This window comes from Saliphagus infecundisoli (assembly GCF_020177375.1).
In the GTDB taxonomy this organism is placed as follows: domain Archaea; phylum Halobacteriota; class Halobacteria; order Halobacteriales; family Natrialbaceae; genus Saliphagus; species Saliphagus infecundisoli.
On sequence record NZ_JAIWHV010000002.1, the window covers coordinates 163,220 to 177,763 of the forward strand.

General features: G+C 68.3%; 14 protein-coding genes and 1 pseudogene. 4 read left to right on the forward strand and 11 right to left on the reverse strand.

All coding sequences use genetic code 11. The annotated features are described in order from the left end of the window. Window positions 1–305: 305 nt before the first annotated feature. The 5 genes from LCF40_RS05640 to LCF40_RS05660 all read right to left on the reverse strand — a co-directional run bounded on the left by LCF40_RS05640 (window position 306) and on the right by LCF40_RS05660 (window position 3,734). Window positions 306–539 (reverse strand): hypothetical protein, encoded by a 234-nt coding sequence (locus LCF40_RS05640; protein ID WP_224827704.1) that lies wholly within the window; start codon window positions 537–539, stop codon window positions 306–308. Window positions 540–580: 41 nt separating this feature from the next. Further along, window positions 581–1,372 (reverse strand): ABC transporter permease subunit, encoded by a 792-nt coding sequence (locus tag LCF40_RS05645; protein ID WP_224827705.1) that lies wholly within the window; start codon window positions 1,370–1,372, stop codon window positions 581–583. Continuing rightward, the gene (locus LCF40_RS05650; protein WP_224827706.1) at window positions 1,365–2,339 is read right to left on the reverse strand and encodes an ABC transporter ATP-binding protein; all 975 of its coding nucleotides are present in this window, start codon (window positions 2,337–2,339) and stop codon (window positions 1,365–1,367) included. Before LCF40_RS05650 ends, LCF40_RS05645 begins: the two co-directional genes overlap by 8 nt. 161 nt (window positions 2,340–2,500) lie before the next feature. Further along, window positions 2,501–2,920, reverse strand: a complete 420-nt coding sequence (locus LCF40_RS05655; RefSeq protein ID WP_224827707.1) for an HIT family protein — start codon at window positions 2,918–2,920, stop codon at window positions 2,501–2,503. A 175-nt stretch (window positions 2,921–3,095) separates the two neighbouring features. Then, on the reverse strand, window positions 3,096–3,734 hold the full coding sequence (locus tag LCF40_RS05660; RefSeq protein ID WP_224827917.1) for a uracil-DNA glycosylase: 639 nt from the start codon (window positions 3,732–3,734) through the stop codon (window positions 3,096–3,098). Between the two features lie 162 nt (window positions 3,735–3,896). Between LCF40_RS05660 and LCF40_RS05665 the strand changes: the two genes are divergently transcribed. Beyond that, the gene (locus LCF40_RS05665; protein WP_114578012.1) at window positions 3,897–4,127 is read left to right on the forward strand and encodes a DUF8151 family protein; all 231 of its coding nucleotides are present in this window, start codon (window positions 3,897–3,899) and stop codon (window positions 4,125–4,127) included. A 107-nt stretch (window positions 4,128–4,234) separates the two neighbouring features. Further along, window positions 4,235–7,411, forward strand: coding sequence for an isoleucine--tRNA ligase (ileS, locus tag LCF40_RS05670; protein ID WP_224827708.1), 3,177 nt, complete (start codon window positions 4,235–4,237; stop codon window positions 7,409–7,411). 3 nt (window positions 7,412–7,414) lie between these two features. On the opposite strand, the gene LCF40_RS05675 is transcribed toward ileS, so the two are convergent. From LCF40_RS05675 to LCF40_RS05690, 4 genes are all read right to left on the reverse strand, one after another. Next, a complete protein-coding gene (locus LCF40_RS05675) occupies window positions 7,415–7,594 on the reverse strand; it encodes a GPR1/FUN34/YaaH family transporter (protein WP_114577925.1) in 180 nt (59 codons plus the stop codon). Window positions 7,595–7,677: 83 nt separating this feature from the next. Next, window positions 7,678–8,541: a ribose-phosphate diphosphokinase gene (prs, locus tag LCF40_RS05680; protein WP_224827709.1), complete on the reverse strand. Its 864-nt coding sequence runs from the start codon at window positions 8,539–8,541 to the stop codon at window positions 7,678–7,680. 186 nt (window positions 8,542–8,727) lie between these two features. Then, window positions 8,728–9,270: a GrpB family protein gene (locus LCF40_RS05685; protein ID WP_224827710.1), complete on the reverse strand. Its 543-nt coding sequence runs from the start codon at window positions 9,268–9,270 to the stop codon at window positions 8,728–8,730. A 246-nt stretch (window positions 9,271–9,516) separates the two neighbouring features. Then, window positions 9,517–10,368 carry an HVO_0234 family beta-propeller protein gene (locus LCF40_RS05690; protein WP_224827711.1) on the reverse strand — a complete coding sequence of 284 codons (852 nt, stop codon included), beginning with the start codon at window positions 10,366–10,368 and terminating at the stop codon, window positions 9,517–9,519. A 73-nt stretch (window positions 10,369–10,441) separates the two neighbouring features. On the opposite strand from LCF40_RS05690, the gene glmM reads away from it, so the two are divergent. Next, on the forward strand, window positions 10,442–11,806 hold the full coding sequence (gene glmM / locus LCF40_RS05695; protein WP_114577922.1) for a phosphoglucosamine mutase: 1,365 nt from the start codon (window positions 10,442–10,444) through the stop codon (window positions 11,804–11,806). Here the strand turns inward: glmM and LCF40_RS05700 are convergent. Together LCF40_RS05700 and hisI are read right to left on the reverse strand one after the other, a co-directional pair. After that, window positions 11,803–12,939 carry a DUF7118 family protein gene (locus LCF40_RS05700; protein ID WP_224827712.1) on the reverse strand — a complete coding sequence of 379 codons (1,137 nt, stop codon included), beginning with the start codon at window positions 12,937–12,939 and terminating at the stop codon, window positions 11,803–11,805. The genes glmM and LCF40_RS05700 overlap by 4 nt on opposite strands. Next, on the reverse strand, window positions 12,936–13,310 hold the full coding sequence (hisI, locus tag LCF40_RS05705) for a phosphoribosyl-AMP cyclohydrolase (RefSeq protein WP_114577920.1): 375 nt from the start codon (window positions 13,308–13,310) through the stop codon (window positions 12,936–12,938). Before hisI ends, LCF40_RS05700 begins: the two co-directional genes overlap by 4 nt. A gap of 198 nt (window positions 13,311–13,508) precedes the next feature. Between hisI and LCF40_RS05710 the strand changes: the two are divergent. Continuing rightward, window positions 13,509–14,442 (forward strand): annotated as a pseudogene (locus LCF40_RS05710) (transcription initiation factor IIB). Window positions 14,443–14,544: the final 102 nt, after the last annotated feature.

A 14,544-nucleotide genomic window follows, 5' to 3' on the forward strand; every position in this document is an offset into this window, starting at 1 on the left:
GACGGCGTGGCCGTCGCACCCTATACTCGGGAACGACGACCGCGAACGGGTTCGATCCCCGTCCCCAGTGTTGGGGTAGAGTGAGAGAACACCGGGAATTAAATCGGCGGGACAATCCACGGAACGGATCCGGTAGGCGGGTCGCAGCAACAACTCCGACCCGCCGTCCGCCCGTGGACGGTAAGAGGAAGCCGGGCCGCGCCCTTGCATGGGGTTGCGGGGTACAATGTCGTTGCGGTAAAGCCCCGCCCTCAAGGAGTGACCGACCGCCGCAAGGCGGGAGGGTGCGAGTAGGGCGGGGTAGTTTACCCGTATCGGTCGTACACCGGAACGAGGACCGTCCACACGACCGCGACCCCCGCGCCGACGGCGACGATCGCGGCCCAGAGGGCGGTCGGCCCGCGAGGCGGCGGTCCCCGCGCGAGCGCGACGACGAGCGCGAGGAAGAGCCCGGCGCTCGCGAAGAGGGTCCCGAGTTCGAGGGCCGCGGCGACCGGGGTGGCGCGGACGTCGGCCCACAGTCCCGAGAGCCATCCCATGGGGCGAAATCCCACCGGGACCCACAAAGTCCTTCCTCCCGCTACGCGCCGACGTCCGCCCGCCGGAACCGGATGGACGCGAGAACCACGAGCGCTGTGGTCGCCCCGAGCAGGACGACCGCACCGCCGAGGTCGTGGCTCCCGTCGACGAGGATCGCGCTCGGGTCGTAGTAGGCGGTCGGGCTGATCCCCCCGATCCACTCGAGGTTCTCGGCGCTCGCCGATATCGAGTCGACCAGGAACAGCGCGAAGACGGCGGCGAGGGCGGCCCGCTGGGCGACGTCGGCCCGGTCGACGAGCGTCGAGAGCAGGAGGCCGATCGCCGCACACGCGAGCAGGTAGGGGATCGAGAGCAGGTGGACCATCGCCAGGTCGACGGCGTCGATCGACTCGCCGACGGCGATGACGCCGCCGTAGACGGCGAGCGGGACGACGGCGTTGAGCACGAGGATCGGCACCGCGAGCGCGAGGAACTTCTCGCCGAGCACGCGGCTTCGGGAGACCGGCAAGGAGAGCAGCAGGTCCATTCGGTCGCGCTCGACGTCGGTGGCGATCGCTCCGGCGCCGAGGTAGGCGACGTAGAGCCCCAGAAGGAGCACCCAGAGGAACTGGTAGACCTCGACGGCGAGAAAGCCCTCGATGGTGCCGATCGCCTCGATCCCGAAGGCCTCCCGGAAGGCGGGCGGGAACGCCTCGGCGTAGCTCTCCATGTCGACGTCGGCAAAGGAGGGAAAGAAGGCGACGAAGAAGACCGCGAGGGCGCCGAGCCCGACCGCGAGCGCGAGGGTTCCCGTCAGGCGCTTTTCGGCCTCGTAGCGGACGATCTCAAGCATCGGCGTCACCTCCGGCGGGTTCGCTCGCCGGTTCGGGCGCCCTTCCGGACTCTTCGCCCGCATCGCTCTCGTTGCCCTCGCCGTCCGAGTCCTCGCTCCCGCCGTAGTAGTGCATGAACACGTCCTCGAGAGGCGGTTCGGCGATCTCGACGTCGACGACGTCGTAGCTCGCGAGGTGGGCCAGGAGCGTGCCGTAGTCGCCGGCATACGCAAAGCGGTGTTCGTCGCCGAGCCTCCGGACGTCGGTCGCGCCCTCCACGTCGCCCAGCCCGCTCCCCTCGCCGCCGACCTGGACGCGGACGCGCTTGCCGCCCCGGTCGACCAGGCTCTCGACGTCCTCGGCGGCGACCAGTTCTCCCTCCCGGAGGATCCCCACTCGGTCACAGACCCGCCGGACCTCGCTCAGGACGTGACTCGAGAAGAAGACGGTCGTCCCGCGGTCGCGTTCGGCCCGGACGAACTCGTTGAACCGCTCCTGTTTGAGCGGGTCGAGCCCGCTCGTGGGTTCGTCCATGATCACGAGGTCGGGGTCGTGCATGAACGCCTGGATCACGCCCAGCATCTGGCGGTTCCCCGAGGAGTATTCGCGGATCTCCCGATCGAGGGGTGGCGTGAAGATCTCGAGGAGTTCCGCGCGTCGTTCGTCGCCCCGGATCGACGCGAAGTAGTCGAGCACCCGCCGCCCGGTGACGTCCTCGTCGAAGCCAAGGTCGGCGGGGAGGTAACCGATCCGGCGCTTTGCCTCGATCAGATCCGACTCGCTGGTGACGTCGGCGCCGAGTACCTCCGCCGAACCGGCCGTCGGCGAGAGCAGCCCCAGCAGGACCCGGATCGTCGTCGTCTTCCCGGCGCCGTTGGGGCCCAGGAAGCCGAAGACCTCGCCTTTCCCGACGGAGAAGGACAGCGACTCGATCCCGACGACCTCGCCGTAGGTCTTCGTTAGCTCCCGGACCTCGATCGCAGCCATACCACCGGTAGAACGTGGAGCTACATATACAGTTCCGGTCGCCGATAGGAGCCACGGCTCCTCTTCATACGGACTTCTGTGAATCAGTACCGGTGAAACCGTGACCGTTCTGGGATTTCACCGGTAAATCGTTACAGCAATCCGTATCAGGCCCGAGACGGTCAGAGCCGGTCGTCGATATCGCCCGCGATCTTATCTAGTTCCTCGTCGGAGAGGTCGGGCGGGTCGCCCGCGACGGCGTGGATCGGGCCGCCGCCGTCGCCCTCGAATCGGGGGATGACGTGGCCGTGGACGTGCGGGACTTCTTGGCCTGCGGCCTCGCCGTTGTTGAACGCGACCGTCGTCGCGTCGGCATCGACGGCCTCCTCGACGGCGGGCACCACCCGGTGGAGGGTCGCGTAGAGGTCGCTCGCGACGTCGTCGGGGACGTGGTTCAGGCGCTCGTACTCCTCTTTGGGGATCACGAGGGTGTGTCCCGGCGCGAGCGGGTTGGCGTCGAGAAAGGCCAGCGTGGTCTCGTCCTCGTAGACGACGCGCGCGGGGATGTCCCCCGAAACGATCTGACCGAAGATCGTGCTCATACGCGGACGTGTGTCCCCATCGGGCAAGAAGGTTGGCGATGGTGGCGGAGACCGGTCGCGGAGTGCGACCCGAATGGTTCCCGATCGGTCGATTCACACATGATTCTTCCGGCTCTGTCGGGCGGCGACCGAACGCTGTGGGGACGGCCGACGACGAGCGGCGACGACCGGACGGTCACCCGACGAGGTCCTCGAGTGCCTCGCCGACTGCCGTCCGGTACTCCTCGGGTTCGTACCCCAGCCGGGCGACCCAGACGTCCTGGTAGGAGGGGTGTAGGATCGGGAGCAGCGTGAGGCCGAGTCCGCCCAGTGGGATCGGCTCGAGCACGCAGTCGAGAAAGCCGTCCAGCTCCCGTCCCTCGGCCGCGAGCACCGAGGTCGTCGCGTGTTTGCCGGTCGCAAGCACCACGGCGGGGGAGACGGAGTCGATTTCGGCGAGCAGGTGATCCCGACACCGCTCGCGCTCCCCGGGGGTCGGCTCGCGGTTCGTCGGCGTCTCGTCCTTGCTCGCGGCTTCGCCGCTCGCCTCCGAGGACCGTGGCTCCTCGCTCGCGGGAAAACACTTCACGGCGTTCGTGTAGTAGGCGTCGGGATAGCCGACGTCGGCGAGCAGCCGGCGGATCCGCCGGCCGGAGTGGCGGGAGGTGTAGGCCTTCCCGGTCCAGTTGCCCCCGCGCCAGCGGTCGGCCTCCGGGTTCCCGTATCCCGGCGCCTCGCCGACGACGATCACGTCCGCGTCCCCGGGTCCGGTTCCCCAGGAGATCCGCTCGCGGCCGGAGACGAGGGCGGGACAACGGCGACAGCCCGGCGCCATGACGTGGCGGCGGTCCGGCAACGCGGGCTCGGAGGACTCCGGATCGAACACGCCCGGCGTTCGGAGCGGCCGGCCAAGGGCTTCACGGTCCTGGCACCGTGGCGCCTCTCGAGCCCGGGCGGGATAGACAAGTTTACGTCCGTCCACTCGTTTCCCTGTTTCATGCGCGAACTCGCAGTCGAGGTGCTTTCGGCGGTCGTCTACGCCGTCGCCGCCGGGCTGTTGACGGTCGTCGGTACCGCCGCGGAGTACACCAGCTTCCAGTACGTCACGACCGGCGGGGAGACGATGGTCGCCGTCTGGCTCGCCGTCTTCGGCGGAATCATGCTGTACGCCGGGATCACGGTGGGTCGCCGGAAGGCCCTCGCCTCGCTCGCCTCACTCGCCGGATAACGCCGTCCTCGGTCGGTTCTCGGGCCTCGATCGCCGACTCTCGCTCTGCGTTCTCGGCCGTCTGCACAACCGATTCCCCTTTAGTGTCCGAGGCGGTCGTATCCCCTATGAGCAGGTTCGGCGAGATCGAGGAGGGCTATGACCCCCACGCGGTCGAGCAACGGGTGTTCGACCACTGGGAGGACGTAGACGCCTACGAGCGGACCAAACGGCACCGAGCCGAGGGCGAGACCTACTTCTTCGTCGACGGCCCGCCGTACACCTCCGGGTCGGCCCACATGGGGACGACCTGGAACAAGAGCCTGAAGGACTGCTACATCCGGTTCCTGCGAATGCAGGGCTACGACGTCACCGACCGCCCGGGCTACGACATGCACGGGCTCCCGATCGAGACCAGAGTCGAGGAGCAACTGGGTTTCGAGAACAAAAAGGACATCGAGGCCTACGGCGAGGACGCCTTCATCGAGGCCTGCAAGGAGTACGCCGACGAACAGCTCGAGGGCCTCCAGTCGGACTTCCAGGACTTCGGCGTCTGGATGGACTGGGACGATCCGTACAAGACGGTCGACCCCGAGTACATGGAGGCCGCCTGGTGGGGCTTTTCGAGGGCCGCAGAGCGCGGCTTAGTCGAGAAGGGCCACCGGTCGATCTCGCAGTGTCCCCGGTGTGAGACCGCCATCGCGAACAACGAGGTCGAGTACGAGGACGTCTCCGACCCCTCGGTCTACGTGAAGTTCGATCTCGCCGACCGCGAGGGATCGCTGGTCGTCTGGACGACGACCCCCTGGACCATCCCGGCGAACACCTTCACAGCCGTCGATCCCGACGGCGAGTACGTCGGCGTGCGCGCACGGAAGGAGGGGGAGGAGGAACTGCTGTACGTCGCGGAGGCGAAGTACGAGGAAGTCCTCCGGGAGGGTCGCTACGACGACTTCGAGGTCGAGGAGGAGCTCGCGGGCGAGGAGCTGCTCGGCTGGGGGTACGACCATCCCCTCGCGGCGGAGGTCCCAGACCACACCGATCACGACGGCGCCCACGAGGTGTACGCCGCCGACTACGTCGAGACGGAGGGCGACGGCACCGGCCTCGTCCACTCCGCGCCGGGCCACGGCGAGGAGGACTTCGAGCGCGGCCGGGAACTGGGCTTCCCGATCTTCTGTCCTGTCGGGAGCGACGGCGTCTACACCGATGCTGGTGGGAAGTACGAGGGCCAGTTCGTCAAGGAGGCCGACGAGGAGATCATCGCCGACCTCGAGTCGAAAGGGGCGATGCTCGCCTCCGGGACGATCACCCACAGCTACGGCCACTGCTGGCGCTGCGATACCGGGATCGTCCAGATCGTTACCGACCAGTGGTTCATCACGATCACCGACATCAAAGACGAGCTCCTGGAAAACATCGAGGACAGCCAGTGGCACCCCGAGTGGGCCCGCGACAGCCGCTTTCGGGATTTCGTCAGCGAGGCCCCCGACTGGAACGTTTCCAGACAACGATACTGGGGGATCCCGATCCCGATCTGGACCCCCGAGGGCCGCGATGACGACGAGGAGATGATCGTCGTGGGCGATCGGGAGGAACTCGCCGAGCGCGCAGACCAGGCTATCGATCCCGACTCCGTGGATCTCCACAAGGACACCGTAGACGAGCTGACGATCACCGAGGACGGGACGACCTACACCAGGGTTCCGGACGTCTTCGACGTCTGGCTCGACTCCTCGGTCGCCTCCTGGGGCACTATTGGCTTCCCCGCCGACCAGGAACGGTTCGAGGAACTCTGGCCCGCCGACCTCATCATGGAGGCCCACGACCAGACCAGGGGCTGGTTCTGGTCCCAGCTCGGGATGGGGACCGCGGCGATGGGCGAGATTCCCTACGAACAGGTGTTGATGCACGGGTTCGCCCAGATGCCCGACGGCCGGGCGATGAGCAAGTCAAAGGACATTCTGGTCGATCCCCACGAGGCGATCGACCGTCACGGCCGGGACGTCATGCGCCTCTTCCTGCTCTCGAACAACCCCCAGGGCGAGGACATGCGCTTTTCCTGGGACGGGATGGAGACGATGGAGAATCATCTCCGGACGCTCTGGAACGTCGTCCGGTTCCCGCTGCCGTACATGCGTCTCGACGGCTTCGATCCCGACGAAACCACTCTCGAGGACGTCGATTCGGACCTCGAGGTCGTAGACGAGTGGGTGCTCGCCCGCCTCCAGTCCACGAAACGGGAGGTGACCGCGGCGTTCGAGGACTATCGCCAGGACCGCGCCCTTTCGGCTCTGATCGAGTTCGTCGTCGAGGACGTCTCCCGGTACTACGTCCAGGCGGTCCGCGAACGGATGTGGGACGAGGAGGAAAGCGGGTCGAAGACGGCGGCCTACGCAACGATTCACCGTGTCCTCAGGGAGGTCGTGACGCTGCTCGCCCCCTACGCTCCCTTCGTCGCCGACGAACTCTACGGGACGCTCACCGGCGAGACCGGATACGAGACGGTCCACATGGAAGACTGGCCCGAGGTCTCGGACTACTGGACCGACGACGAACTCGAGGCCGACGTCGCCCTCCTCCGCGCGATCGAGGAGGCGGGCGCGAACGCCCGCCAGGGAGCCGGTCGGAAGCTTCGCTGGCCCGTGACCCGGATCGTCGTGGCCGCGGACGACGAGCGGGTTGCCGAGGCGGTCGCCCGCCACGAGGACCTGCTGGCCGACCGGCTCAACGCCCGTGCGGTCGAACTCGTGGGTCCGGGCGAGCGGTGGGGCGAACTCGCCTACAGCGCCGAGGCCGACATGAGCGAACTCGGCCCCGCGTTCGGCGACCGCGCCGGCGAGGTAATGACTTCGCTGAACGAGGCCCGGATCGAGGAGCCCGACCTCGCGGCCCTAGAGGGGGCGGTCGGCGAGGAACTCGAGCCCGAGATGGTTTCGTTCGTCACCGAGACGCCCGAGGACGTCGCCGGCACGGCGTTCGGAATCGACGGCGACGACCGCGGCGTCGTCTACGTCGACGCCGACCTCACCGAGGACATCGAGAGCGAGGGCTACGCCCGCGAGGTCGTTCGACGGGTCCAGGAGATGCGAAAGGACCTCGACCTCGACGTCGAAGAGCGGATCGCAGTCGAGATCGCTATCGCCGACGACCGGGTCGCCGACCTCGTCCGCCGGCGGGAGGAGCTGATCCGCGAGGAGGTCCGGGCCGACGCGATCGGGGACGTCGATGAGGGCCACCGCATGGAGTGGGAGATCGAGGGGGTCGACGTCGAGCTGGCGATCGAGCCGGCCCCTTCGTCCTGACGGTCAGGCCCCTGCGCTCCCCGCGACCGCCACGTACAGTCCGACGACGCCCGCCACCACGATCGCCCCGCCGCCGACCGCAAGCGTGGTCAGTCCGCCCTGGAAGATCCCGGCGACGAGCACGCCCAGGCCGACCGCGAGGGTCAGAAACGACGCGCCGAACGCGACCGTGTCCCGCTTCATGTCCCGTCCTCGGTCCCGCATCGAGGTAATACCACGAGGCCGTCCTCAGTCGCTGTGACCGAGAGCCGGCGGCGAGACCCTGATCAGTCCGCCGACAGGTGCTCGGCGAGGACCGGCGCGACCGAGGCCGCGGTCGCCGGCCCCTCGATCGTGTCGGTACCGTAGATCGCCTCGACGCCGCTCGCGGCGAGTTTGGTGTAGGCGTTTCCGGCCAGCAGCGGGTGGACACAGGTCGCAAAGACCCGGGCGACCTCCCGGTCGTGGAGCACTTCGACGGCCTCGCTCATCGTCGATCCGGTCGCGATGATGTCGTCAGCGACGACGACGTCGCGGCCGGCGACGTCCGCGTCGGAGGGCGTGATCTCGACGCTGTCGCCCGACAGTCGGTGCTTGTCGAAGTGGTCGATCTCGCCGCTGCCGTACGTGTCTCGAACGGTTTCGGCGATGCCGACGGCTCCCTCGTCGGGCGCGAGAAAGACCGGATCGGCGAGGTCGTCGGGGAGCGGGTCGGCGAGAACCGGAGCGGCATCGACTACTTCGGCGGTCGGCTCGAAGAACTCGCACACCCCTTCCTCGTGGGGGGAGACGGTGAGCACGCGGTCGGCGCCGGTCGAGATCGCCCGGGCGACCGCCCGCGAGGAGATCGGCTGGCCGGACTCGAAGGCCCGATCCTGGCGGGCGTAGCCCATGTAGGGGAGGACGGTGACGACCTCCTCGGCACCGGCCTCGTGGAGAGCGTCCTGGAGCAAGAGGAGCTCGAGGTGGGCCGCGTGGGAGGTCGTCGAGGCGACGACGACGGCCCGGTCGGCGTCGAAGCCGGGGACCGCGGCGAGGAGTTCGCCGTCGGGAAAGCGGTCGTACTCGACGGCCGCGAGCGGGCAGTCGAGTTCGGAGGCGAGAGCCGCCGAGAGTGCCTGGGAGGCCGAGCCGCTGACGATCGCTGTCATGGTCGGGGCCACAGCCCGGACGGTAAACCCGCTTTCGTTCCGCGTTCGGTCGGTACCGCTTATCTCGCCATGTGGCCTGATCGGATAATTTCGATGTAACTCGGAGTGAATATCATGTTACATTGGGACTGCGTACGTAACGTGGATACTTCCGTCAGAAATATGGATATTGAGGGAGTGTGGTGCCTAAAGGTAGCCAGGCAGACGCTCCTCGTAGCCGGCCGCTTCGGCGCGTTGGATCAGGTCCGAAACGACACCCGACTTTGCTTTGGTGTAGTCGCCAGGGTCATCGGCGTGGTTCTCGACAGCCTCGCGCTTGACTTCCTCGTACTCCCTGCGTGCGTCTGCGTGATCGCGAAGGTAATCGCGGAAGAGAATCTGGTTTCTGATCTTGTCCTCGTCGTCCATGGTATGCATCCTGTGGAAGACAGCGTGGTCGTCGGCCCAGTTGATGAGCAGAATCGAGGTGTCAGTCTCGGAGAAACGCTCGAACTCCTCATGTTCCTCTTCGATTCGCTCTCCGGTTGCGTCCATTTGTTCAAACGCGTCGAAGGCGACAAGGACGTCTAGTGCGGGTTTGCCAGGGACGCCCGGAATCGCAGTACTTCCTACGTGGTGTATTCCGAGTAGTCCCTCACCAGCAGCCGCTCGAAGTCGCTGCTCCTCGCGCTCGTATTTCTCTGTCCAGACCGGATCTTCGAACAGTGTGATATCTTCATCGGGGTCCATCGCTGGACAAGTACGTAGCGGCTGCTATCGGAAAAGAATTATCTTTGAGATTAAATTTACTCTCTACTTACTATTTCACACTTTGCAAATTTAATTCTTTCGGAGAAGCCAGTGGTGACGTCATGATGAATGGATGATTTGACAGCCTTTGATAAGTCGATCGCTGCACCGTTATCTACTTGATCTGTATGTAACACGGAGTAAGCTATTCGGACCTAACGTTGCGGTCTAAAACCAACCGGTATCTCAACTTGTCACGCCAGACTCAGGACCGGCGAGGGCGACGGCGCCGACGTCGGGGACGCCGAGGGGGTGGCTCCGCCACTCCCTGACGGTCTCGCCCGATTCGCCCGCGAGGAACTCGCCGTCCTCGGTCACCGCGTACGCCCGCTCGCCGTACGCGAAGCCGGCGACCTGCCCGGGAGCCTCTCCCCGGTCGTGCCAGTCACCGTCGGCGTGTTCGTACACCCGCTCGCCCGCGGCCGCGTGGGCGCGGGCGAGCGAGCCGGGTTCGCTCGCGGGGTCGGCGCCGACGACGTCGAACGCGCCCTCGACCGACCGGAGCCAGCCGTTGCCCAGCGCGTACAGCCCGTCGCCGGTCGCGGCGAGGGGGATCCCCGCCGCCGAGACGTCCCGTGCGTCGTCGAGCCCGGCCGGCTCGAGCCCCTCGCCCTGGACCCGAAGAACGCCGTCGGCGGTCGCGACCAGGTCGCCGTCGATTCCTCGAACCTCGCGCGCGTCGCCGAGGGTCGTCCACTCGCTGCCCCGGAGGCGGGCGACCCGGTCGTCCGGCCCGACCGCGATCACTCTCTCGCCGTCGACGCCGACGCGGGTCGCGGGGCCGAACCCGGTTTCCTCGAGGTCGGGGTCGCCGCCTGCCACCCCGCGGTCGGCGAGCAGGAGGGCGTCGTCGGTCGCGACGGCGAGTTGGCCGCCGGCGGTCGCGACGTCGCGGGCGCGCCCGCGCCGGCGGAGGCCGAACTCGCCGACGGAGCCGCCGGCGATCGAGACCGAGAGCAGGCCGACGCCGCCCGCGACGTACGCCCGGTCGGCGCCCGCCCGGTCGCCGTAGACGCGTTTCTCGTCGATCGTGCTCATGGCGGTTTCTCGGCGGGCCACGGGTATGCCCCCTTCGGAACCCCTTTGGGTGCTCCGTCCCGAGCGCTCGTTGATGGAGATCTTCGGCTCGAGCGGGACGCGCGGGGTCGCCGGCGAGGAGGTGACCCCCGAGTTCGCCATGCGCGTCGCGAAGGCCGTGGGGACGGTCAGGGGGGACGGGCGGGTCGCGGTGGGTCGGGACACCCGGACGAGCGGGCGAATGCTCGCCGACGCAGCCGCGAGCGGGCTCGCGAGCGTCGGCCGCGACGTCGACCGGCTGGGCGTCGTCCCGACCCCCGGAGTCCAGGCGTACGCCGCCCGCGAGGGCGTCGAGGCACTCGTCGTCACGGCCTCGCACAACCCGCCGCGGTACAACGGGATCAAGCTCGTCGGCAGCGACGGGATCGAGCTCTCGGTCGCCGAACTCGAGCGGATCGAGGAGACGTTTGACTCGGGGGAGTTCGCCGACGCCGCCTGGGACGGGGTCGGCCGGGCCGAGGGCGTCGAGGGTGCCGGCCGGGCGTATGTCGAGGACCTGCTCGGGGCCGTCGATCGCTCGCGGATCGCCGGTGCGGAGCTGACCGTCGCCCTCGATCCGGGCCACGGCGCCGGCGCCGCCACTACCCCTCGATTCCTCCGGGAACTGGGCTGTCGCGTGCTCACGGTCAACGGCCAGCCCGACGGGCGCTTTCCGGGCCGGGATCCCGAGCCCGTCCCGGCGAACCTCGGAGACCTCTCGCGGCTGGTCCGGACCAGCGACGCCGACGTCGGGATCGCCCACGACGGCGACGCCGACCGCGCGGTGTTCGTCGACGAACGCGGCGAGTTCGTCAGCGGCGACGCCTCGCTGGCCGCGCTCGCGGCCGCCGAACTCGACGCCGGCGACGCCGTCGTCTCCGCGGTCAACGTCTCCCAGCGGCTGGTCGACGTCGCCGACGAGGCGGGGGCCGACTTGGAGCTCACCCCGATCGGGTCGACGAACATTATCGGCCGGGTCCGGGAGCTCACGGAGGAGGGCCGGCGGGTGCCCGTCGCCGGCGAGGGAAACGGCGGGGTCCTCTTTCCGGGCTACCGCCTCGCCAGAGACGGCGCCTACACGGCCGCGCGCTTTCTCTCCGTGCTCGGCGGCCGCCGGGTCAGCGAGGTCGTCGCGCCCTACGACGACTACGCGAACGTCCGCCGGAACGTCCACTACGAGTCGCCCGGCCAGCGGGCGGCGATGCTTACGGCTGCGGCCAACCGCGCCGAACGGGAAGGCGCGACGATCAACACCCGCGACGGCTACCGGCTCGACTACGGCGACGCGTGGGTGCTCGCCCGACCCTCGGGCACCGAGCCGCTGGTCCGGATCTACGCCGAAGCGCGGGACATCGCGCGCGCGGAGATGCTGGTTGCGGGGATGTACGACGAACTCGTCGAGGCGAAAGCCGAGATCTAGAGCGCCTCGCTGAGGCGGTCGCGCTCGGCCCGAAGCCTCTCGAGTTCCGCTTCGACCCGGCCGTCGGCGAGCCGTTCGCGTTCCGTCTCGGTGAGCCGGTCGGCCGCGACCGCGGCCTGCCGGAGTCGCCCGTACTCGGGATCGCGGGTCGTCTCCCGAACCGCCCGGAGGGCGGCGACTTCGGCCTCGCTCCCGACGCGCTCGACGAACGGGCGGAGCTCGCGGGCCCGCCGGGAGAGGACGCCCGCGGGTTCGGGGGGCCACTCGACCGTGAGCGGTTCCGCGTCGATCCCCTCGAGGGAGGTCCGCTCGGTCGTCACCCGGCGTTTCAACGCGTCGGCGTCCGCGACGTAGTGGGCGAGTTTCGAGCGGGAGTAGCCGGCGTACTCGAGGAGGGTCGGGACCGGCTCGGTGCCCGCCGGCGCCTCCTCGACGTAGCGGCGTAGCGCCTCGGGCGGGCGCTCGAAGGGAACCAGCGGGTAGAGCCGGCTCCGGTCCACGAGGTCGAACAGCTCCCGGGCCGGAGCTTCCCGTCGATACTGCTCGAAGGCGTCCTCGACGGCCGCGTTGTAGCGGTCGATCGGGTCGCGGAGCCGTTCGACCGGTGCCTCGAGATCGGCCGATCCGAGCTCGAGAAGCTCCTCGCGGCGCTCGATCCCCGCCTCGAGCTCGTCGAGACGCTCCCGGATGTCGATCCGGGCCGACTCGCGGGCCTCGGCGGCTGCCTCGCGCTCCTTGAGCAGATCGACGAACTCGCTCGCCGGCTCGACGGCCTCGCGGGCCCGCTCGAAGTCGGCCTCGCTCAGCCGGCGCTTGTCGATCGCGTCGTTCGCGTCCTCGAACGCCCCTCGGCGCGGGAGGTCCTCGGGGAGGTCCTCGAGCAGGGACTCGAACTCGCCCTCGAGCTCGACGTAGGCCTTGAACGTCTCCTTGCCGGTTCCGGCGGCTCGACCCTCGTACTCCTCGAGGAGGCCCGTCGCCTGCCGGTAGGCATCGGCGACCCTCTCTACGGTGTCCTCGCCGTGTTCGTCGATCCGGTCTTCGGCCTCCGCGTGGCGCCGCCGGGTGGCCTCGAGGCGTTCGACCGGTCCGTCGTCCTCGCCGGTCCGTGGGCTCTCGAGACGCTCGCTCATTCGTAGACGGTGTCGGGATCGAACACTCGTTCGCCGACGGTCTCGCCCTCTATCGTCCGGTAGAAACAGGACCGATGGCCGGTGTGGCAGGCCCCGCCCTCCTGGTCGACGAGGTAGAGCAGGGTGTCGGCGTCGCAGTCGACCCGGACCTCCGCGACCGACTGGACGTGGCCGCTCGTGGCCCCCTTCTCCCAGAGTTCGTCCCTGCTCCGGGAGTAGTAGTGGGCCCGTCCGGTCTCTCGGGTCCGCGCCAGCGCCTCCGGCGAGACGTAGGCGAGCATCAGCACCTCCCCGTTTTCCGCGTCCTGGGCGACCGCGGGGACGAGCCCGCTCTCGCCGAAATCGACGTCGACGGCCGCGCTGTCATCCATGTTCGACGCAATGGCCGTCGGTGCGATAGGTCTTTTGCCGGGCCCGAGCCCGGACGTTTTTATCCGATCGGGGAAGCAGACCCGATCGTGCCCTCTCTTCGCATATATTTCCTACCGGTGGTTTCGGATAGATAGACATTAAGAACTAATAGAAAGATCCACGGTGGGCGGTAATGTCCGACGGACATGTCGGTGAGAATGACGGGCGTTCCACCCACGCGATGTCCCGAGTGCGAGGGGCGGCTCCGGCCGGTCGGCACGGAACTGGTCTGTGAAGAGTGCGGCCTCGTCACCGAGGGCGACGTCATCGACCACGGCCCCGAGTGGCGGTCGTTCGACCGAGCCGAACGAAAACGGACGGGAGCGCGCCTGACGCGTTCGCGCCACGACCGGGGGCTCTCGACGCGGATCGGCTCGGGATCGAGGATTCGGGTGACCGGCCGGAAACGCCGTCAACTCGCCCGAATGTGCCGGGAACAGGCCCGTGCGCGCTTCGAGACGAAAGCCGACTACAACCGGATGACCGGCTTCACCGAGATTCGGCGGATCGTCTCCCAACTCTCCCTTCCGGGGGCCGTTCGGGAGCAGGCCTGTACGCTCTTCGAGTCCGCACAGACCGAGGACCTCCTCGTCGGCCGCTCGCTCGAGGGGTTCGCCGCGGCCGTGGTGTACGCGACCTGTCGAACCCGCGATATCGCCCGGACGAGAGAGGAGATCCTCGAGATATCACGGGCCGACGGCGACGAACTCGCGGCCGCCTACGCCGCGCTCAACCGCGAACTCGGCCTCCCGACGGGCCCGATCGACCCGGGAGTATCTTCCCCGGTACGCCTCCCGGCTCGACCTCGACAACGGCGTCGAACGCCGGGCCGAATGGTACGCACGCGACCTGGCCGAAGCCGCTGTCCTCGGCGGGCGGAACCCGAGCGGCGTCGCCGCGGCCTGTCTCTACGCCGCCGCCCGCCGGGGCGACTGCGAGTCGATCACCCAGGCGACGGCTGCCGACGTCGCCGGCGTCTCGCCCGTGACGGTCCGATCGACGGTCGAGGAGATCAGAGCCCTCGGATCCGGCGATGCAGACGCTGATGAGGGGAAAGAGCCCGACGACGGCGACCGATCCACGGATGACTGATACGGATTGCTGTAACGATTTACCGGCGAAACTGTGACGTTCTGCGTTTCGCCGGGTAATGACTTATAGCGGTCCGTATGAGCGGGCGCTCGGGATCGTGAC

Excerpts from the sequence above, each read along its gene's own strand:
- LCF40_RS05675 (WP_114577925.1), bottom strand. The coding sequence starts at position 7,594 with ATGAAGCGGGACACGGTCGCGTTCGGCGCGTCGTTTCTGACCCTCGCG.
- LCF40_RS05645 (WP_224827705.1), bottom strand. The coding sequence starts at position 1,372 with ATGCTTGAGATCGTCCGCTACGAGGCCGAAAAGCGCCTGACGGGAACC.
- LCF40_RS05650 (WP_224827706.1), bottom strand. The coding sequence starts at position 2,339 with ATGGCTGCGATCGAGGTCCGGGAGCTAACGAAGACCTACGGCGAGGTC.
- ileS (WP_224827708.1), top strand. The coding sequence starts at position 4,235 with ATGAGCAGGTTCGGCGAGATCGAGGAGGGCTATGACCCCCACGCGGTC.
- hisI (WP_114577920.1), bottom strand. The coding sequence starts at position 13,310 with ATGGATGACAGCGCGGCCGTCGACGTCGATTTCGGCGAGAGCGGGCTC.
- prs (WP_224827709.1), bottom strand. The coding sequence starts at position 8,541 with ATGACAGCGATCGTCAGCGGCTCGGCCTCCCAGGCACTCTCGGCGGCT.
- LCF40_RS05685 (WP_224827710.1), bottom strand. The coding sequence starts at position 9,270 with ATGGACCCCGATGAAGATATCACACTGTTCGAAGATCCGGTCTGGACA.
- glmM (WP_114577922.1), top strand. The coding sequence starts at position 10,442 with ATGGAGATCTTCGGCTCGAGCGGGACGCGCGGGGTCGCCGGCGAGGAG.
- LCF40_RS05655 (WP_224827707.1), bottom strand. The coding sequence starts at position 2,920 with ATGAGCACGATCTTCGGTCAGATCGTTTCGGGGGACATCCCCGCGCGC.
- LCF40_RS05700 (WP_224827712.1), bottom strand. The coding sequence starts at position 12,939 with ATGAGCGAGCGTCTCGAGAGCCCACGGACCGGCGAGGACGACGGACCG.
- LCF40_RS05665 (WP_114578012.1), top strand. The coding sequence starts at position 3,897 with ATGCGCGAACTCGCAGTCGAGGTGCTTTCGGCGGTCGTCTACGCCGTC.
- LCF40_RS05690 (WP_224827711.1), bottom strand. The coding sequence starts at position 10,368 with ATGAGCACGATCGACGAGAAACGCGTCTACGGCGACCGGGCGGGCGCC.
- LCF40_RS05660 (WP_224827917.1), bottom strand. The coding sequence starts at position 3,734 with ATGGCGCCGGGCTGTCGCCGTTGTCCCGCCCTCGTCTCCGGCCGCGAG.
- LCF40_RS05640 (WP_224827704.1), bottom strand. The coding sequence starts at position 539 with ATGGGATGGCTCTCGGGACTGTGGGCCGACGTCCGCGCCACCCCGGTC.